This is a genomic window from Sodalinema gerasimenkoae IPPAS B-353 (assembly GCF_009846485.1).
In the GTDB taxonomy this organism is placed as follows: domain Bacteria; phylum Cyanobacteriota; class Cyanobacteriia; order Cyanobacteriales; family Geitlerinemataceae; genus Sodalinema; species Sodalinema gerasimenkoae.
Genome location: NZ_ML776472.1, coordinates 3,464,301 through 3,483,931, shown reverse-complemented (window position 1 = coordinate 3,483,931; position 19,631 = coordinate 3,464,301). Strand labels below are relative to the sequence as shown.

Here is a 19,631-nt window from a genome sequence, read left to right as displayed (position 1 = left end):
GCTACTTTGTCTGTTAGTCGCCGCTCTCTCCTAACTGGTGCGATCGCCTTAGGAGTTGCCCAACTCCTGACGGGATGTCAAACTGCGCCAGACCAGCGTCTGCTGGTGAAGTTCCTCCGGGATGCTGTTCCACCTCCGATGTTGGGAGAATTTCGTCGTTTTTTGGGACGACGGGTCAGTTTGGACTTTTCCCCTGAGCCTCAGTTAGCGGATTTGTTTGAGGCATTGGTCCGTTGGCAGCATCAGGAAACGGAGATATCTGACAATGGCTGGGGATGGCTTCCCTGGGGGCGATCGCCGCAAATCCCCCATTTAAGCCTGCTCGGTCACAGTTGGCTCTCCAGGGCCATTGAGGCGGAGTTAATTCAGCCTCTGAACAGTCAAGCCTGGCAAAACTGGGACAATCTCCCTGACGATCCCATTCCTTGGCGGGACTTAGCTCGTCAAGGCGATCGCCTCTGGGGGGCCCCCTATCGTTGGGGAACCACCGCCATTGTCTATCGCAAGGATAAGTTTGCTCGCTTAGGTTGGACGCCCCAGGATTGGTCAGATTTATGGCGGGAGGAGGTACGAGGACGAGTGGCCCTATTGGATAGTCCCCGGGAGGTAATTGGCTTAACCCTAAAAAAATTAGGCTATTCCTACAACCATGACAGTCCCCAGGATGTCCCAGAGTTATTGGCGGAACTCCAGACTCTTCAGCAGCAACTGTTGTTTTATTCATCAACTGCCTTTCAGCAGCCTCTACTTCGGGGAGATGTTTGGGTGGCCCAGGGTTACTCGCGAGATATCCTAGCGATTCCTCAATATGGGCAACAGTTAGCGGCGGTGGTTCCCAAGTCAGGGACGGCCCTCTGGGCTGATTACTGGGTGCGTCCAGCGGGAGCGACGGTACAGGGGTTAGGCGATCGTTGGATCGACTTCTGCTGGCAACCCCGCATCGCCCAACAGCTTTCGTTATTAGGGTTTGCCGCCTCTCCCCAGGTTCTCGGGACGGCTCAAGCAGATCTCCCGGAAGCCTTACGGAAAGATCCCGTCCTTCTCCCCGAGGGCGATCGGCTACAACGCAGCGAATTTATTGACTTAGACTTAGGGGACGCGAGTTTAAATCAATATCGACAAATCTGGCAGCAGTTACGGCGAGGGGAATAGGGAATAGGCAGTAGTAGGCAGTAGGCAGCAGGGGGGGTCTTCCCTGTTCCCTGTTCCCTGTTCCCTGTTCCCTGTTCCCTGTTCCCTGTTCCCTGTTCCCTATTCCCTGTTACCTTCTTCTCCCCTAAAGCGTTTCCAAATACGCCAACAGATCCGACATAATTTGGGGACTCGGTTGAAATTGGGGCATCGGTGGCGTGTCTCCCTTAATGACCTGATGGATGAGGCTGGCCCGGGACTTATGAGCCGAGACATCCTGTAAACTCGGACCCACTAGGCCATTAGAGCCATCCCCATGACAGCCGGAACAGTTCATCTGAAAAATAGCGTAACCCTGTTTTGGGTCTCCTTCGAGGGCTAACACCTCTTGAATGTAGGGGTCAGAGGTCTGCAACTGGTGAATGGTAAACATTGACAGGCCAATGATGAGCAACCCCACCATAGTGCAGATGGAGAGTTGCCGGATGAGGCGATCGACGTTGAAGTGTAGAGCGGGCGTTTTCAAAAGCGTTTGCCAGCAGAGACTCGGACGGGTTTATATAAATATACCAATCTTCTTCAATCTTAAAGGACGGACTTGGGAAAATCCAAGGGACTTGGGGAATTGACAGGGCTGATTGCAAGGGGTTAGGTCAAACTCCAGAGCTGCGATTGCCCCAGAAGCCCGTACAATAGTAAACCAGAGCCAACTTAATATCTTTTACATTACGAGGAGAATAGACTCATGGTAGAACCCTTACTGGCTGGTATTGTTCTAGGACTGGTCCCCATCACCCTGGCTGGCCTGTTTGTTGCTGCCTATCTTCAATACCGTCGCGGCAACGCCCTCACGGACGAGTAAGTTGAGACGGTTGCGGTAGGGACAGCCCCTTTGTCCCTACTACATTGGCTCACCGGCCAGAGGCTCATTGGCTCAGATGATAGAAACGGAGTTCCGTATTGCCATAGCGTTTTTTCCGAAATCGCCCTAATTCCCTCGGGGTTTGGATGTCTGGGCGTTGAGGATCGCACTCGACGGCCAGTTCTCCTTGAGGACTGAGCAGTTGCAGTTGGGCGATCGCCTCTAAAACCGGTTCATACAGGGAACTGGCGTAGGGGGGATCGAAGTAAATGCGGTCAAAGACTTGTCCATTGAGTTGAGGAAGTCGCTTCAGCACATCGCCTCGTAACACCTGAAATTGCTGCTGCGGTTTGGCCACCTGTTGCCAGTTTTGCTGAATCACGCCACAGGCTTTGCCCCATTGCTCAATTCCCACCACTTCAGAAGCCCCGCGCGATAAAGCTTCCGCTCCCATGGCCCCACTTCCAGCACAGAGATCCAACCAACGACAGCCGTCAATCTCCCCCAGCCAGATATTAAACAACGCTTCACGAACTCGCGCTGGGGTGGGGCGAGTGGCATCTCCAGGGAGAGTTTTTAGGGAACGATTGCCATGGATTCGGAGGCTCATAGGGGGAAGAAGGCAATAGGCATTAGGCAATAGGCAATAGGGTAGGGTGTGTTCCGGCTTGCAATGTTTGTCAACTTTGACCGTTCAACTGCAACTTGCCGGAACGCACCGCTCGTGTGTTAAACCGAAGCAACAGAGATGGCTTTTTCCGCGAGATGGACGAAGTTGGAGAGGAGTTGGAGGCCGGCGGTGGATGATTTTTCGGGGTGGAATTGGACGGCCATGAGGTTATCACGGGCGATCGCCGCTGTCACCTCTTGACTTCCGTGGGTGACGGTGGCGGCTTTAATGCTGGGATCGACGGGATCGACGTAGTAGGAGTGAACGAAATACATCCAGGCGGGATTGGGGAGATTTTCCCAGAGGGGAATCCCGGTTTGTTGGAAGTCGAGGGCATTCCAACCCATGTGAGGAATGGTGATGCCGGGTTCGTGACGGAAGCGGCGCACGACTCCGGGGATAATGCCTAATCCGGGTTGTTTTCCTTCTTCTGAACCGTCAAAGAGGATTTGTAACCCCAGACAGATGCCGAGAAAGGGTTTTCCTTGGGAGATCGCCGTTTGGATGGGTTCGACGAGATGGCGCGATCGTAGATGTTCCACCGCCGGATCGAAGGAACCGACGCCGGGTAAGACGACGGCCTCGGCTTGGGCGATGACCTCTGGGGAATCGGTAATGATGGGGGTTGCCCCAGCCTTCTCCAATCCTTTACAAGCGGAGTGGAGGTTACCCATATCGTAATCGACCACTGCGATTTCAACCATAATTGTCTCCTGAGGAACCCTCTCGATTATCTCACCTTAGGGGCGATCGCCCACCGCCGACATCTGCTGCGCCCCAAAAATCGCCTCAGCGTGATGATAAAACTTAAACTCCAAGAGATTCTGAAAGGGATCTTGCAAGAAAAAGGTTTGATGTTCCGTCAGTTCCCCTTTAAAGCGGTGCTTAGGCTGTTGATAGAACGGAAGTTGCCGTTCCTGGGCGCGGTTCAGGAGGCGTTCCCAATCGCTTAACTCAGGAAACACCAACCCAAAATGGCGGGGATAGATGCCCTGCTGCGGGGTGAGCGGTTCTGAGGTGACATGGGCGACGAGTTGATGTCCATAGAGATTCATGATTAGGGCTTGGGGAGATTCACGGCCCAACTCGCAGCCTAAGCCGTCTCCGTAAAAAGCTTTGGTATCGTCTAGGTTCCCGACGGGAAACGCCAAGTGAAAGATAGTCTCTGACATAATGGGGGTTGAGGATGAGCTGTTGCGATCCAGGATAGCCAGGTCTTGATAAATCTTCAATCATTCCCAACCCTTTTCATCTCGGAGTTTCCTCCTGACACTCATAGTTGTAGTAGGAGGTGAATCATGCCCAGATTGCGAAGTTTACCACCGACTCAGCTAGAATGTAGATACCCTGTTGACACTCTTTCTGAGACAATTCAGATCGCAGTGACACTCACCTACCCAACTTTGAGGACAACCTATGGTCGCAACAGTTGCCAAGTGGGGCAATAGTCTAGCCCTTCGGATTCCCCAGCACATTCTTCAGGAAATTCAGCTAGCTGAAGGTGCTGAAGTCGATCTAGTTGTGATTGACGGTAATTTGGTCGTCAAACCTAGATCTCGTCAACGTTATTCGTTAGATGAACTTGTTGACGCTATCACTCCGGAAAATTTACATTCTGAAGTAGAGACCGAGAGTACTGTAGAGCTGTAGATTATCAAATCGAGTTAACCTGAATACCGGAAAAGCTTTAAATTTGTAAAAAATAGTCGTTAAAATCATTTGACTAAAAAAATAATGAGTTTATACAAAATGAAGAAAGAACCTTACAGCGACAGTATGCAAACTCCTGGACTCTAACATTTTAGCGACCAATAAATTGACAAAGACAATGATATGTAGTGCGATTTCGTATATAGATGTACGCTGAAGCTGAAGGTTAAAAAACTTAGACGAACAGTATCCTTTCAATAAGGATACAAAACCTCAGTCAAAGTGGGGAACCAGTTTTTCCTATAGTTTGGCGTTTCAGGACGGCAGGATTAGCAGCGATTACACCGCATCCCAGCATCCCAGGTTGTTTGCCTAAAGCACTGTTCATCTTAATGTAGTCAGCCAATGAAAGTAATTCTCTGTACCCACAATAGCGGCGGCGTGGGAAAGATAACCCTAGCAGTTCACTTAGCAGGGTACTTATCCAAATGGGGAGAAGTACTTCTCGTAAACTGCGATGAGCAAGCGGATTCCTGGAAGTTTTTCATGGAGAAAGAGCCAGGAGTTCCTGTAGACCAAGGGTCGGCTCGTGGAATAGAAGTCATCGCCAACCCTGAAAGACGCTCCTTGAAAAAACTGAAAGTTAAGCCTAATCAGTTCGATTTTATAGTAATTGATATTGATACTGTATTTTCTAATACAGTTCAGGTCATTTTAAATGCTCATCCAGACTTGATTTTTATCCCCTTGAACCGATTCCACATGTACAAGTCCATAGACAACTTAGCCTCTGTTCTAGAAATGGTGGGAGGAATAGATGGCAATCCTGCTCTCCCTTATTCAGTCGTAATTGTTCCCCTAGGAATTGACAAAGAAAATATAGAAAGTGAACTTGAACGAATTGAATATCATTCAGAGCAGTATTTGGTGGCTGACTTCATGGAGGACTTGAGTACAAAAATGGACAAACTCATATATAAGGACAGAAGATACATTTGGGATTCTGTGGGTCTTGAACATAATAAAAAATATTTTGAATACTTGGCTTTTAACACTTCTCGCTAAGTAAAAAATAAAATTTGTCTAGTGCAGTTAATTGAAGGAAGACTACAACTATGATACAGACAAAAGTTGGTGCTGCCCTCGAAAAAGGTAAGCAAAAACATCTGGAAAGTGAAAAAGACAATGAAGATAAAAAGCACCAAATTAAGTACTCGAAGACTGAAGCTTCTAAGTTCAAAGAAGTTTCAAGCTATTTGGGGGTATCTAGGGATAGCTTAATTCGTCAATCTATTCTGGTGACTCGTTTTTATTATAGCGATGAAATCAGCAGAATCTGGCTCGTGGAACAGGTCAAAAAATTACAGCAATGTGTTGAGGAAAACGAAGCCGCCATGTCACAGGAGCTGAGTTTAGAGTATCGAGATGAGAAAGCTTTAGAAGAAATGGCTCTAATGGATTGCATCAGTGGCTGTGTTAGCTTTGGTTTGAATATTTTGCATAAACAAAATATCGTTGACAAACTAAGCTTAGAAGAATTGAAGGAGTTTTATGATTCAGATGAACCGTCCTAGTTCTAAGGTGATTCGCTCGATTGTCCAAGGGATAGTCAAGGTAGACTCTCAAGAGAAGCAGGAACTTGGGCGTAAATATGCCTTTGCTCTAGGCTTATCTCCTGGTCCCAGGGGAGCCGATGGAGGGATAGATGGTGTGGGTATCGTCAAGGGCAATAAAGTATATTTTCAATGTCGGTTGAGTCGAGCTAAATTGGGTGCTCCGGTTGCCGATTCTATCTATGGTGCAGCGCAGAGAGAAAAAGCCGATGTGATTATCGTTTTAGCTGGAGTCGGATACACAAAACCAACTCCGTCAAACCCAAAATCTGGATTTGAAAATTGCTTGCGGAATCGTCCAGATGGAGATGACTTCAAGCTGCACTTGCTGACGTTATCGGATATTTATGAAAAGAATCAGGTGTTCGATGATGCACTTGCTGATTTACCGGGTTTAAGAAAAATAACTCGAAAAGATTGGGAGGAGAGGGAATAAGCTTATATTTTAAAGTTAAATAGCATAAGTTTTGACTGGGTGTACAGAATTTGACTGAGTGTAAATGCTATTCTTCTTTTCTGAGCCAATTGGCTACATGATTAGAGAAGATGGGAGCCAAACCCCTCCTTATTATGGTGAGATAAAAATTGTAAAAACAACCGGTAGATATCATGCAATCCCACGCAACCGTCCTCGACGAACAGGCTGAACTCTGGCAATTCATAGAAATTTGGGTTGACCCAATTCTGTTCCCACCCAAAATCCTGATGCTAGTGGCTGTTGACACTCCCCAGCCTAAAGGCGTGGGGATTCTTCCTTCAACGATCCGACTTGCCCTGACAGGTTTGCACCAGCCAAAGTAGCGGTCAAATCTCCAGAAGCGTTTGGGTCTAAGACCCAAGTTCCGGTATGCCCTACCGTACTTAAGGCAGCGTTCAGGATGTTGACGGCGGCGTTGTGGTCTCTATCCAACTCGCACCCACACTGACAAACGTGAGTTCGAGTCGAGAGACTTTTCTTGACCACCGTGCCGCAACTCGAGCATTTTTGAGAGGTATAGGCAGGGTTCACCGCTACAGTTATCCTGCCGAATTTCACTCCAAAATGCTCTAACCATTTCCTAAATTGATACCAACCAGCATCGTGAATCGACTTGGCGAGACAGTGGTTTCTCACCAGATTCTGTATCCTCAAATTTTCGTAGGCCACCAGATCGTTAGATTGGATTACGCAACGCGCCAGTCTCTTGGCGTGTTCTTCACGTTGCCGACTTATTTTGAGGTGTACTCGTCCGAGTCGATTGACGGCTTTTTTTCGGTTGGCAGAGCCTTTCTGTTTTTTGCTCACCCTTCGGTGAGCGCGTTTCAGCTTTTTATCGGCGTTTCGGTAAAACCTCGGGTTCGGTTCGCATTCTCCGTTTGAATCCGTGTAGAACTCAAGGAGTCCGACATCTAAACCCACGGTATTTCCTGACGGTTCGAGTTCTTCTCGAACCTCTACTTTGACGCAGAACTGAGCGTAATAGCCATCGGCTCTGCGAACCAGTCGAACCCGTTTGATTTGTTCGATACCGTAAAATGCCAAATCCCAGGTTCCAACTAGCTTCAGTCGCCCGACATTCTTCTTGTCGGTAAAGACAATGTGTTTGGGGTCGAGTAACTTCCAACCGGAAGTTTTGTACTCGACAGAACGACTGTTCTTTTTGAACCTGGGATATCCTTTCTTGCCGGGAACCGACTGGCGACAGTTCTCGAAAAATCGAGCAATTGCCGACCAAGCGCGTTCGGCTGAAGCTTGACGAGCCGTGCTGTTGAGTTCTCGAGCAAAGTCATACTCTTGAGCGAGTACCCGACAGTACTTGTTAAGGTCATATTTGTTGACCCCAGGAGTATCCATCCAATAGCGCAGTGCCTTGTTGCGAACGAACTGTGCGGTTCGGATCGCTTCGTCAATCGCAGCGTATTGGTGGGGTTTCCCTTTGATTTTGAACTCAAGAACAAGCATCGCACCGTTGGCATCGGTTGTACGAAAAATCTTGGCACAAAAAAACAGGATTGTCAAAAGCCGTCCTAGAAGGACGGGGTTTTAGACCCCAAATTTTCGATAAAAATGGCAGTTGTCGTATTTTTAATCCTGCTTCTGGCTATAAACTGATTGTCACCCACCCTAACTATGAGGCTGCACAAGATTGGCTTCTTGAAGATGAATATGAACGGGTTAAGGGTAAAGTTTTAGCTGAAGACGTTGACTCCACAGGAGAGAGTCCCCATCTCCCTATAAAATAGATGGGAACCATGCCTTGGCTCCCGAATTCACTCGAAACTATGCAAACGTCCGAAACTCGTCCCCACCTCAGCCTCCCCCAACGTCAAGCCAGCGTCTCCCGCAAAACTGGGGAAACCGATGTCCAAGTCAGCGTCAACCTCGATGGAACCGGTCAATGTCACGCCAACACCGGGATTCCCTTTCTCAACCATATGCTGCACCAAATCGCTTCTCATGGGCTGATTGATTTGGAAGTCAACGCCGTGGGGGATTGGGAAATTGATGACCACCATACCAATGAAGATGTGGGGATTACCCTGGGACAAGCGTTAGCTAAAGCCCTGAGCGATCGCAAGGGAATCGTTCGCTTCGGTCATTTCGTCGCACCCCTCGATGAATCCCTGATTCAAGTGGCCCTAGACTTCTCGGGACGGCCTCATCTCAGCTATGGCCTAGAGATTCCCACGGAACGGGTGGGAACCTATGACACGCAACTGGTGCGAGAGTTCTTTGTCGCCATCGTCAACCACGCGCAACTGACCCTGCATATCCGCCAACTCGATGGCCTCAACTCCCATCATATTATCGAAGCCACCTTCAAAGCCTTCGCCCGATCGCTGCGCATGGCCGTGGAAATCGACCCCCGCCGGGCCAGTACCATCCCCAGTTCCAAAGGGGTTCTCTGAATCTCCACCCCCAAAACCCAGAGTGTTAAGCTTTCTTGCGATCGCACTGAGCAACGGAAGCACTCATGTTAACGTTCTACCCAGAACACGAAACTAGCTGACTACGCCAAGTTTGGCAGGAGAACTCCCTTGAACGCATCCCTATCGCATCACGGACAAAACGCGCACGAGGATATCGGTGATTACGTGGCTCATCTTCAGTTCCACATGACCCTACAGGCCCGTAACCTGGTTCCCAACTTGACTCAAGCCGGTGATAGCCGTGAGCAACTTCTCCACGAGACTCAGGCTGAGTTTGAAAAACAAGTCTCTCGACAAGCCATCCAGCGCGGTTAATATCGCCATTGGCGGACGGTGATCGGTCTCATGATTTCGCAAACAGAACACCCACCCAGTCCTCTCTCACCCAGAGTGAGGCGGGGTGGGTTTCTCAATTCTCGACATTCTCGACTAGCCTTAGTGAAATTCGTTACACTGAGAACCTAACACCATTTTTCGATCACCCTGCCAGACATCAATACTGGGGGAGGGCGACCACAAGGGTTCGCCCCTACAGCCATCTGTGGCACAATTTTTGAAAAATGGTATAACAATTGTTGCGTGGACCCCCGAAAGCGGGGCGAATACTCCATTAATCATCAAATCTACGGAGACCTTAAAGGACTCAAATCCAGCCAACTCAAACAACTGCAACGGCTGTATCACCAGCGGTTACCGGGCGATCGCCTCACAACACCGGAGTTCGCCCAGCGTTTGGCGGCCATCAGTACCGATTTAGGCAAACCCCTGTCCGCCTATCTCAACCGTCGCGGCCAAGTCATCCGCGTCGGCGTGGGAAGTCCTCGCCAAACCCAAATCCCACCCCTCGAACTCCCTCGCTATGGGGCCAGTCGTCTTAGTGGGATTCGTTGCATCGCCACCCAACTCAAACGGGATGAACCGGGAACCGCCACCCTGACGGCCATGGCCATCCAACGCCTTGATGCCCTCATTTGCCTCACCCTCACCGGTTCCGGGTTTCAGCGACGGGGAGGCGGCGAAACCGGCTATGTCCACCGCACCTATCTGGCCCATCTGGTTCCCAACCCCAGCGAAGCCAGTTGGACGGTATCCGAGGAAATGACCCTAGAGGCGATCGCCCAACAGGATTTCCTCGACCTCGTCGAAGCCCTCGAAGGAGAGTTTGAACGGGAATTTGTCGGCCAATCCGTCGACAGTGACCAGGATCGGGTTCTCCTCGTCGGATTGCGAACTCAGAACACCAGTGACGTTGAGTTTGAGGAACATCTCGCCGAAGTGGTGCGCCTCGTCGATACCGCCGGTGGTGTAGTGCTGCAAACCATCCAACAGGGGCGATCGCGGCCCCATCCCCAAACCGTTATCGGGTCTGGGAAAGTCGATGAACTGGCCCTGGCCGTACAAACCCTCGGGGCCACATTAGTCGTCTTCGATCGCGACCTCTCCCCGGCCCAAGTTCGCAACCTGGAAAAACGCCTTGGGGTGCGTGTCGTCGATCGCACGGAAGTCATCCTGGATATCTTCGCCCAACGGGCCCAATCTCGCGCTGGGAAACTACAAGTGGAACTGGCTCAACTCGAATACAGCCTACCCCGCCTCAGAGGCCAAGGACAAAAAATGTCCCGACTGGGGGGAGGAATCGGCACCCGAGGCCCCGGTGAAACGCAACTGGAAACCGAACGACGGGCGATCGCCCAGCGAATTTCCCGCCTACAACGGGAAGTCACCAACTTACAGGCCCACCGGGCGCGAATGCGTCAGCAACGCCAAGCCCAAGACGTTCCTTCCATCGCCCTTGTGGGCTATACCAACGCCGGTAAATCCACCCTCCTGAATGTCCTGGCCAACTCAGAAATCTATACCGCCGATCAACTCTTCGCTACCCTCGATCCCACCACTCGCCGCCTCAGCATTCAAGAAGATGTCACCCATGTTGTCCATCAATTAGTCCTAACCGACACCGTAGGCTTCATCCACGAACTTCCCCCGGCCCTGGTAGATGCGTTCCGGGCCACCCTCGAAGAAGTCACCGAAGCCGATGCACTCCTCCATGTGGTCGACTTATCCCATGCAGCTTGGCAAAATCAGATCCATTCCGTCATGGGAATTTTGTCCGAAATGCCCATCACCCCCGGCCCCATTTTGTTGGTGTTCAATAAAATCGACTCAGTGGACGGGGATACCTTGGAACTGGCTAAAGAAGAATATCCCCAGGCCACCTTCATCTCCGCCACCGCCGGATTTGGCCTGGCCACCCTCCGCCAGCGGCTACTGCAATTGGTGGACTATACCAATCAGTGATAGTCCCTATTCCCAAGGAAAGCCATCGGACTGAACCGGGCGGCCTCGATTAATCTCCATGGGATCAACCACCGTCGCACTCACCGACACCACATTCTCATCCTCATCCTTCGGCTTCTCTTGGCCCTGAGGTTTGGACTGAGATTTGGACTGAGGTTTCGACTGAGGTTTGGCGGCAGATTTCACCTCTTCATTACCGTTAGAGTTGGCCTCAGGTTCAGGATCAGGCTTGGGTTGAGCTGGAGGTTTCGCGGTGGGTTTCGGGGCGGAGTTCTGCTTGGGGGCTGGCTGGGCCGGGGCTTGGGCTTGAGGCTTAGCCGCCGGGGGCTTTGGGGCGGTGGGCTTAGACTCCCCTGGGCTGCGGAAGGGGGTTTTGCTGAAGCGCAAACTTCCCTCATCTTCCGTACAGTCCACGTAAATTGTATCCCCAGCCCCAAACTCCAGTTCCAGTAACTTGGTGGCGATGGGATTCTCTAACTCCCGCTGGATGGCTCGTTTGAGAGGTCGCGCCCCATAAACTGGGTCATAGCCCACATCGGCGATGTAGTTTTTCGCTGTTTCCGAGAGGACAATTTCAATCTTCTGTTCCGCCAGTAATTTTTCAATCCGTAAAATTTGGATCGAGACGATATCCCGTAACTGATCTTTACCCAGGGGATGGAAGATAATTAAATCATCGACGCGATTGAGAAACTCAGGCCGGAACTGCGATCTCAACGCCTCATAGACCCGCGATCGCATCTCCTCATAGTCCGACTCCCGCCCCGCCACATCTAAAATATATTGGGAGCCGATGTTACTGGTCATAATAATGACCGTATTACAGAAATTGATGTTTCGTCCCTGAGAGTCAGTAATGCGCCCATCGTCAAGCACTTGCAACAAAATGTTGAACACATCGGGATGAGCCTTTTCCACCTCATCGAAGAGCAACACACAATAGGGCATCCGCCGTACTGCTTCCGAGAGTTGTCCGCCTTCGTCATAGCCCACATAGCCCGGAGGCGCTCCCACTAAGCGAGACACGGAATGTTTTTCCATGTACTCAGACATATCAATGCGGACGAGGGCATCATGATCATCAAACAACGAGGCCGCCAGGGTGCGGGCTAATTCCGTTTTCCCCACCCCCGTTGGTCCCATAAAGAGGAAAGACCCAATGGGACGGGAGGGGTCTTTCATCCCGGCCCGGGCGCGACGAATGGCCGCCGAGACCGCTGAGACGGCCTCCGACTGGCCCACAACACGGCGATGCAGTTGTTCTTCGAGTTTCAGGAGTTTTTGCCGTTCCGTCTCTAACAAGCGGTTCACCGGGATTCCCGTCCATTTAGCCACAATTTCGGCGATATCCGCTTCTGTGACTTGTTCCCGCAACAGGGCCACCCCGTCCGTCTGCAACTTCAGTAACTGGGCCTCCTTCTGTTCCGCCCGTCGTTGCAACTTCTCCAAGCGCCCATATTTCAACTGGGCGGCGGTATTTAAGTCATAATTGCGCTCAGCTTGTTCAATCTTGAGTCGTAATTGTTCCTCTTCTTCTTTGAGGGCATTAATGTCATCGAGGAGTTGTTTTTCCGTCTGCCATTGGGAACTTAAGACCCCCTGTTTTTGTTTGAGGTCGTTCATTTCTTCCTCAATGCGACTCAGCCGTTCTTGAGCCGAATAATAAGTGCCTCGGGTGGCTCGTTGTTCCTCCCCTTCTAGGGAGAGTTTCTCCATCTCCAATTGCATCAGACGGCGATCGACATCCTCTAATTCTGTAGGTTTAGAGGTAATCTCCATTTTTAACTTCGCCGCCGCTTCATCCACCAAATCAATGGCCTTATCCGGGAGAAAGCGATCGGTCACATAGCGATTGGAGAGGGTCGCCGCCGCCACGAGGGAGGAGTCGGTAATGGTTACGCCATGATGCACCTCGTAACGCTCCTTCAAGCCCCGCAAAATAGAAATTGTGGCTTCAACGTCGGGTTGTCCCACAAAGACCTGCTGAAAACGCCGTTCCAGGGCCTTATCCTTCTCAATATGTTTGCGGTACTCATCCAGGGTGGTGGCCCCAATACAGCGCAACTCGCCGCGCCCTAACATGGGTTTGAGGAGATTCCCCGCATCCATGGTTCCCTGACTGCCACCGCCACCGGCCCCAATGACGGTATGCAGTTCGTCGATAAACAGCACCACCTGGCCATCAGAGTGAGTTACTTCCCGAATGACCGATCGCAACCGTTCCTCAAACTCACCCCGGAACTTAGCCCCAGCGATTAAACTGCCCATATCCAGGGAAATCAGACGGCGATTTTTCAGAGATTCGGGGACATCTCCATTGACAATTCGCTGGGCCAGGGCCTCGGCGATCGCCGTTTTCCCGACCCCCGGTTCCCCAATCAACACCGGGTTATTCTTACGGCGACGGGACAACACCTGAATCAGTTGACGAATCTCCTCATCCCGGCCAATCACCGGATCGAGTTTTCCGGCCCGGGCCTGTTCGGTGAGATCCCGGCCATAACGTTCTAAGACATCCTGACTTTGCTCATCCCCCGATGCACTCCCAGCCAACTCCTTCGTCTTGGCCGCCTGAGCGCGGAAGCTTTTAATGGCCGCCACAATTTTGGATTGATCCGATTGCAGAACATGTAGCGTTTTGCCCCCAATGCGATCGTCTTCAGCAAACCCTAATAACAGATGTTCAATCCCAACATGACTATCTTCAAAATTCTGGCGAGCAATTTCGGCCTTATCCAACATCACATCCAGGTGACGGCCGAGATATAGTTGTTCAACTCCTCCTAGGCGAGGATGCTGTTTGGCAAATGTATCGAGTTTTTGGGCCAAGGCTGCGGGATCGACTCCGGCTTTTTGTAGAATTTGATGGGAGGGTTCTACCGTTTCCAGCAGCGCCAGAATGATATGTTCAACCTCTAAATTTTGATTGCGATAGCGTCGCGCCACGTCTTGGGAGGCGACAATGGCATCCCAGGCTTGATCGGTAAATTTGGAAGGGTCAGTCGGTTGCATTGTGGGGAACGTTACAGTAATGAAGAATGTGACGGGGCAAAGGATCAGACGCCGAGGCCGGACATCGCTTTCGTCTTTCAAGCTACCGTAAAACTCCTCGGTTGGGTAGCGCGAGCGCCCCCCGAATCTCAGGGACTCCCCTAAACCCATTGGAACTCCTGACTCTATCTTAAGGAAAGCGCCAGCGTTCCCATTGAACCCCTCTTCGACTACAATGGAGCATTGTATAGAATCGTGACCTCTGGCTGCTTTCTTTTGCTTACCATTGTCTCGCGATTTGTCAAGTGTTTGTAATAAAAAATTACAAATCAGCTCACCGTTGTCAAGACGGGGTGCATTGTCCCGAGGGGGCGATCGCCCGACCCTTGATGACTTGCTCTTTCGTCTCTGGGTAGCCGACCGTGACCGAAGAAAAGCGATATAAGGAAACCGTCAACCTCCCGCAAACCGAGTTCTCCATGCGCGCCAACGCCGTGGTGCGCGAACCCGAGTTGCAAACCTTCTGGGACAACCGGAAGATTTATCAGAAACTCTCCCAAACGAATCCTGGAGACCCGTTTATTCTCCATGATGGTCCTCCCTATGCCAACGGGTCGCTGCACATTGGTCATGCCCTAAACAAAATTCTCAAAGACATTATCAACCGCTATCAGCTCCTGCAAGGGCGCAAAGTTCACTACATCCCCGGTTGGGACTGTCATGGCTTACCCATTGAACTTAAGGTTCTGCAAAGCCTCAAATCAGAAGAACGACGGCAACTGACCCCCTTGGCTCTGCGGTTCAAGGCCAAAGAATTTGCCCATCAGGTTGTCCGAGAACAACGAGACAGCTTCAAACGTTACGGCGTTTGGGGAGACTGGGACGACCCCTATCTGACCCTAAAACCCGAGTATGAAGCCGCCCAGATTGGCGTCTTCGGAGACATGGCCCTCAAAGGCTATATCTATCGCGGTCGTAAACCCGTCCATTGGAGTCCCAGTTCTCGCACCGCCTTGGCTGAAGCCGAACTGGAATATCCCGAGGGTCACACCTCCCCGAGTCTCTACGCCGCCTTCCAAGTCACCGAACTCAACGACGGACTTAAAGAGCGCCTGGCCGACTATCTGCCTCATCTCTGGCTGGCCATCTGGACCACCACCCCCTGGACGATTCCCGCCAACTTGGCCGTGAGTGTTAACCCCGAGTTGACCTACGCCATTGTCGAAGCGCCCTTAGAGTTTGAAGCGGCGGCGGGTAAATTCCTGATTGTGGCAGCCGATGCCGTAGAGCGACTCTCGCAAACCTTCGGCGGTGAATTGAAGGTCTTAGATCGCCTCAAGGGGGCGGAATTAGACCAATGTCACTATCGTCATCCCCTCTTTGAGCGCACCAGTCCCGTGGTCATTGGCGGCGATTACGTCACCACCGAATCGGGGACCGGTTTGGTGCATACCGCTCCCGGTCATGGGTTAGAAGACTATCAAGTCGGCTTACGGTACAACCTGCCGATTTTCTCCCCCGTCAATGCTAAAGGAGTGTTCACCGAGGAAGCCGGACCCTTTGCCGGTTTAAATGTCCTCAAAGATGCCAACGAGAAAATCACCGAAGCCCTCGCCGAGGCGCATTCCCTGCTGAAACAGGAACCCTATCAACATAAATATCCCTACGACTGGCGCACCAAGAAACCCACGATTTTCCGGGCCACGGAACAGTGGTTTGCCTCCGTTGAAGGGTTCCGAGAGGCGGCCTTAGACTCGATTCGTCAGGTGCGTTGGATTCCCACTCAGGGGGAAAATCGCATCACCGCCATGGTGGGTGAACGCTCCGATTGGTGTATTTCTCGTCAACGCAGTTGGGGGGTTCCCATTCCTGTGTTCTATGACGAGGAAACCAATGAACCCCTGTTGACGGAAGAAACCGTGAATTATGTGCGGGATATTGTGGCCGAGAAAGGCTCCGATGCTTGGTGGGAACTGCCGGTGGAGGAGTTACTCCCTGAGTCTTACCGCAACAATGGCCGCACTTATATCAAGGGAACCGACACCATGGATGTCTGGTTTGACTCTGGTTCCTCTTGGGCGGCGGTGGCGAGACAGCGCGGGTTGGGCTATCCGGTAGATTTATATCTGGAGGGGTCAGACCAACATCGCGGTTGGTTCCAGTCCAGTTTGCTCACCAGTGTTGCCACTCAGGGACAAGCTCCCTATAAAACGGTGTTAACTCATGGCTTCGTCTTGGATGAGAAGGGCCATAAGATGAGTAAGTCTCTGGGCAATGTGGTTGACCCTGCCGTGGTCATCAATGGGGGCAATGATAAGAAGCAACAACCAGCCTATGGGGCCGATGTGTTGCGCTTGTGGGTGTCCTCGGTAGACTATTCGGGGGATGTGCCTCTCGGTGGGACGATTCTGCGGCAAACTTCCGATGTGTATCGCAAGATTCGTAACACCGCTCGTTTCTTGTTGGGGAACCTCCATGATTTCAACCCGGCGACGGATGCTGTGGCCTATGGAGATTTGCCGGAGTTGGATCAGTATATGCTCCATCGCACTATTGAGGTGATGGATGAGGTGACGGAAGCGTTTGAGAGTTATCAGTTCTTCCGTTTCTTCCAAACCATTCAGAATTTCTGTGTGGTGGATTTGTCCAATTTCTATTTGGATATTGCCAAGGATCGGCTTTATATCAGTGCTGAGGATGCCAGCCGTCGTCGCAGTTGTCAGACGGTGTTGGCAATTGTGGTGGAGAATTTGGCTCGGGCGATCGCCCCTGTACTCTGTCACATGGCGGAGGATATCTGGCAGAATCTTCCCTATGACAGTGGCTGTGAGTCAGTGTTTGAAGCTAGTTGGGTTCAGTTGGAGGAAGACTGGCGGCATCCGGAGTTGGCCCAACGCTGGGAGACGCTGCGCTTCTATCGTGCGGAAGTCAATAAGGTGATGGAGAAGGCGCGGGCCGATAAGAAGATTGGCTCGTCGTTGGAGGCTAAATTGAAGTTGTTTGTGGCCGATGAGGCTCAGCGAGAGCAACTGGCGGCCATGAATCCAGAGTTGGCGGTGGCGGCTTATACAGCGACCGCTGTTGCTGATGCACCTCAAGAGGCTTCTGTGGCGGCTTCTGACGAGGTCGAGACGGAGACCTCTGAACCAGTCTCTGAGCCAGTCCATCATGAGACTCCAGAGGAAACTCCAGTGGTTGCAGACTCTAGGACGAATAGTTTAGAGCGATCGCGTCCCTCGGGGTTAGCCCTTCCCCATTGGGAGAACCTGAAGGTTCGCGATGTCATGGACTTTATCGTCGATGCACCGGGGTATCTGGTGGATGTCTATCGTACGAACCGGTTGGCGATTCGCAATCTGGGCTTGCTAGTGGCTCTGGTGATGGTGGCTTATCTCTCGTCGAGTCTGTTGGCAGCGGTGAATCGTCTGTTGTTCTTACCGGAGTTCTTTACGGCGATCGGCTTTGGCTATTCCCTACGCTTTGGCTATCGTAATGTCTTGTATGCCAGCGATCGCCAAAAACTGGCAGGACGAGCCAATGATTTCAAGTTGAAAGTCTTGGGAACCGATGTAGAACTTCCCCCCAACGCGGTGCAGCAGGTGGCGGATAAGCCGGCGATCGCAGCTCAATCGGAGCCAGACTCGCCCCCAACCACCCCTGAACTTCCCGCCGCTGTTGAGGAGTCCACTGCTCCCATTGCTCATGGGGAGGTTCATAACGAAGTGGGGAATGGCGAAGTGGGCAATGGCGTAGATGAGTTACGCTATCTGTTTATCTGCTCCCAAGTGGAACTGTTAGACTCTCCCGACGCTCTCGACGGGGTGGCCTACGCTAGCCAAAGTGAAGGACTCGGAATTGGCATCGTCAGTGCTGACGGTGACAAATGCGAACGCTGCTGGAACTACTCCACCCATGTGGGCGAATCCCAGGAGCATCCCAGCCTTTGCGAGCGTTGCGTGGGAGCTTTAGCCGGTCAGTTTTAATCCCGGTGCGTGTTTAATCCAGGTGCGTAAATGAAGCGGCCCTCCTTACAGCAACTCTTGTAAGGTTTGGGCCGCTTCATTGAGTTGTTGGGTTGAGACTTTTGTTTGCGTCATCCCACTAACAGTTTCAATCGCCGCATTATTAATTTGGCTGGCAATATCGACGACTTGTTGAATGGCGATCGCCTGCTGTTGAGACGTCAGCGAAATTTGTTGGCTGCTGATAACCACATCATCAATTGCCCCTGAAACATCCCCAAACAAACTTGCCGTTTTTTCCGTTAAGGTCATTCCCTGACTCACTTTTTGAGTCCCTTGATGCGTGATATTGACCGTCACCTGAATCGTGCTTTGAATCGTATCAATCAAGGTATTAATTTTTCCCGCCGCTCCATAACTCTGATCCGCCAGTTTACGAATTTCCTGAGCCACCACATTAAAGCCACGGCCATACTCACCCGCTCGTACCGCCTCTACAGAGGCATTCAGAGCTAACATATTGGTCTGATTTGCCAACTGTGACACCATCCCAGAAATCATATCAATTTGGCTGGTGTACTGAGTTAAGACTTGGATCTGTTCCGACACCTCATTGACATTATTTTTCAACTCGCCCATATTGACTAACGTCTCCTGAACCGCCTCATTCCCCGCACTACTTAGGGTTAAGGCTTTTTGAGCAGAATCCAAGGATGCTTGAGCTTGCTTAGACGACTGTTGAGCTGAAACCGCTAACTCATCTAAGGTCGTAGTTGTTTGGCGAATCGAAACAGCCTGATCACTGGCCGCTTTTTCCTGTTGACTCACCGAGACTGCAATTTCAGCCGAAGAATTAGCAATCATTCCAGTCACTTCATCAATTGGGTGCATAATTACCCGGATTACGATATAAGAAGCAACAGACCCCACGATAATAATCAGGACTAAGCCACCCCAATTTACCGCTGTAGCGATAAGAGTCATGTAGTTGGCTTGAGCTTTCCGTTGTTCTAATAACTCTTCTTCAACCGTAATCATATCCGCAATTTTTTGGCGAATCTGATCCATGATTTGTTGTCCTTCGCCCGATGCAATAATCTGACGAGCTTGTTCCTGATTTCCGAGTTGTTGTAAGCGAATGGTTTGTTCTAGTTCGCTTAACTTGCTTTGAGCTAAGGCTTCTAACTCTTGAGCGCGTTGACGCTGGTCGGGGTTGTCATGAATGAGTTGCTGTAAGTTTCTTAAATTCTCTGCAATTAGGGCTTCTGATTCTTGATAGGGTGCTAATTTGCTAGGATCATTAGTTAGAATAAAGCCCCGTTGTCCTGTTTCAGAATTCAGTAAGTGTGTTTCTAGATTTTGAAGTTCAAACTTCATTTCAAACGTGTGAAAAATGAGGCGATCGGCATCATCAGAAATTTGAAGATTTTGCTGAGAAACAAGACTGGAAATTCCGGCCACTGCAAAAACAACACCAAACCCCAAGAAAACGACTTGATTTATTTTCATGAAACATACTTACCTAACTGGATGAGTAACATAGA

The 19,631-nt window shown here is 50.9% G+C and carries 18 protein-coding genes; 11 read left to right on the top strand and 7 right to left on the bottom strand.

All coding sequences use genetic code 11. From position 1 onward, the window contains the following. Positions 1–6 precede the first annotated feature (6 nt). Positions 7–1,152, top strand: a complete 1,146-nt coding sequence (locus tag L855_RS15135) for an extracellular solute-binding protein (RefSeq protein ID WP_159789391.1) — start codon at positions 7–9, stop codon at positions 1,150–1,152. Positions 1,153–1,276: 124 nt separating this feature from the next. Here L855_RS15135 and L855_RS15130 read toward each other — a convergent pair whose 3' ends face one another. Then, the gene (locus L855_RS15130; protein ID WP_343039293.1) at positions 1,277–1,657 is read right to left on the bottom strand and encodes a c-type cytochrome; all 381 of its coding nucleotides are present in this window, start codon (positions 1,655–1,657) and stop codon (positions 1,277–1,279) included. A gap of 219 nt (positions 1,658–1,876) precedes the next feature. On the opposite strand from L855_RS15130, the gene petG reads away from it, so the two are divergent. Then, complete coding sequence (petG, locus tag L855_RS15125) at positions 1,877–1,993, top strand: cytochrome b6-f complex subunit V (protein ID WP_087710114.1); 117 nt, start codon at positions 1,877–1,879, stop codon at positions 1,991–1,993. 64 nt (positions 1,994–2,057) lie between these two features. Here the strand turns inward: petG and rsmD are convergent, their stop codons facing one another. The 3 genes from rsmD to L855_RS15110 all read right to left on the bottom strand — a co-directional run bounded on the left by rsmD (position 2,058) and on the right by L855_RS15110 (position 3,835). Next, positions 2,058–2,603 carry a 16S rRNA (guanine(966)-N(2))-methyltransferase RsmD gene (rsmD, locus tag L855_RS15120; protein ID WP_159789389.1) on the bottom strand — a complete coding sequence of 182 codons (546 nt, stop codon included), beginning with the start codon at positions 2,601–2,603 and terminating at the stop codon, positions 2,058–2,060. A 119-nt stretch (positions 2,604–2,722) separates the two neighbouring features. Continuing rightward, positions 2,723–3,367, bottom strand: coding sequence for an imidazole glycerol phosphate synthase subunit HisH (gene hisH, locus L855_RS15115; RefSeq protein ID WP_159789387.1), 645 nt, complete (start codon positions 3,365–3,367; stop codon positions 2,723–2,725). A gap of 36 nt (positions 3,368–3,403) precedes the next feature. Further along, entirely contained in the window at positions 3,404–3,835 is a 432-nt protein-coding gene (locus L855_RS15110) for a VOC family protein (protein WP_159789385.1), read from the bottom strand. 244 nt (positions 3,836–4,079) lie between these two features. On the opposite strand from L855_RS15110, the gene L855_RS15105 reads away from it, so the two are divergent. The 5 genes from L855_RS15105 to L855_RS22920 all read left to right on the top strand — a co-directional run bounded on the left by L855_RS15105 (position 4,080) and on the right by L855_RS22920 (position 6,573). After that, entirely contained in the window at positions 4,080–4,313 is a 234-nt protein-coding gene (locus tag L855_RS15105; protein ID WP_159789383.1) for an AbrB/MazE/SpoVT family DNA-binding domain-containing protein, read from the top strand. Positions 4,314–4,718: 405 nt separating this feature from the next. Then, the gene (locus L855_RS15100; protein ID WP_159789381.1) at positions 4,719–5,378 is read left to right on the top strand and encodes a ParA family protein; all 660 of its coding nucleotides are present in this window, start codon (positions 4,719–4,721) and stop codon (positions 5,376–5,378) included. Between the two features lie 50 nt (positions 5,379–5,428). Next, the gene (locus L855_RS15095) at positions 5,429–5,887 is read left to right on the top strand and encodes a hypothetical protein (RefSeq protein WP_159789379.1); all 459 of its coding nucleotides are present in this window, start codon (positions 5,429–5,431) and stop codon (positions 5,885–5,887) included. Continuing rightward, entirely contained in the window at positions 5,865–6,362 is a 498-nt protein-coding gene (locus L855_RS15090) for a restriction endonuclease (protein WP_159789377.1), read from the top strand. Before L855_RS15095 ends, L855_RS15090 begins: the two co-directional genes overlap by 23 nt. A 64-nt stretch (positions 6,363–6,426) precedes the next feature. Beyond that, a complete protein-coding gene (locus tag L855_RS22920) occupies positions 6,427–6,573 on the top strand; it encodes a DUF6972 family protein (RefSeq protein WP_425500578.1) in 147 nt (48 codons plus the stop codon). Positions 6,574–6,659: 86 nt separating this feature from the next. Here the strand turns inward: L855_RS22920 and L855_RS15085 are convergent, their stop codons facing one another. Then, complete coding sequence (locus L855_RS15085; protein ID WP_159791125.1) at positions 6,660–7,868, bottom strand: RNA-guided endonuclease InsQ/TnpB family protein; 1,209 nt, start codon at positions 7,866–7,868, stop codon at positions 6,660–6,662. 320 nt (positions 7,869–8,188) lie between these two features. Between L855_RS15085 and hisB the strand changes: the two genes are divergently transcribed. The 3 genes from hisB (at position 8,189) to hflX (ending at position 11,134) form a co-directional block, all read left to right on the top strand. Next, positions 8,189–8,815 carry an imidazoleglycerol-phosphate dehydratase HisB gene (hisB, locus tag L855_RS15080; protein ID WP_159789375.1) on the top strand — a complete coding sequence of 209 codons (627 nt, stop codon included), beginning with the start codon at positions 8,189–8,191 and terminating at the stop codon, positions 8,813–8,815. Between the two features lie 129 nt (positions 8,816–8,944). After that, positions 8,945–9,151: a hypothetical protein gene (locus L855_RS15075; protein ID WP_159789373.1), complete on the top strand. Its 207-nt coding sequence runs from the start codon at positions 8,945–8,947 to the stop codon at positions 9,149–9,151. A gap of 264 nt (positions 9,152–9,415) precedes the next feature. Next, the gene (hflX, locus tag L855_RS15070; RefSeq protein ID WP_192925036.1) at positions 9,416–11,134 is read left to right on the top strand and encodes a GTPase HflX; all 1,719 of its coding nucleotides are present in this window, start codon (positions 9,416–9,418) and stop codon (positions 11,132–11,134) included. A 6-nt stretch (positions 11,135–11,140) separates the two neighbouring features. On the opposite strand, the gene clpB is transcribed toward hflX, so the two are convergent. After that, positions 11,141–14,146: an ATP-dependent chaperone ClpB gene (gene clpB / locus L855_RS15065; protein ID WP_159789370.1), complete on the bottom strand. Its 3,006-nt coding sequence runs from the start codon at positions 14,144–14,146 to the stop codon at positions 11,141–11,143. Between the two features lie 401 nt (positions 14,147–14,547). Between clpB and ileS the strand changes: the two genes are divergently transcribed. After that, positions 14,548–18,108 carry an isoleucine--tRNA ligase gene (gene ileS / locus L855_RS15060; protein ID WP_159789368.1) on the top strand — a complete coding sequence of 1,187 codons (3,561 nt, stop codon included), beginning with the start codon at positions 14,548–14,550 and terminating at the stop codon, positions 18,106–18,108. Between the two features lie 45 nt (positions 18,109–18,153). Here the strand turns inward: ileS and L855_RS15055 are convergent, their stop codons facing one another. Beyond that, positions 18,154–19,596, bottom strand: coding sequence for a CHASE3 domain-containing protein (locus L855_RS15055; protein ID WP_159789366.1), 1,443 nt, complete (start codon positions 19,594–19,596; stop codon positions 18,154–18,156). Positions 19,597–19,631 lie beyond the last annotated feature (35 nt).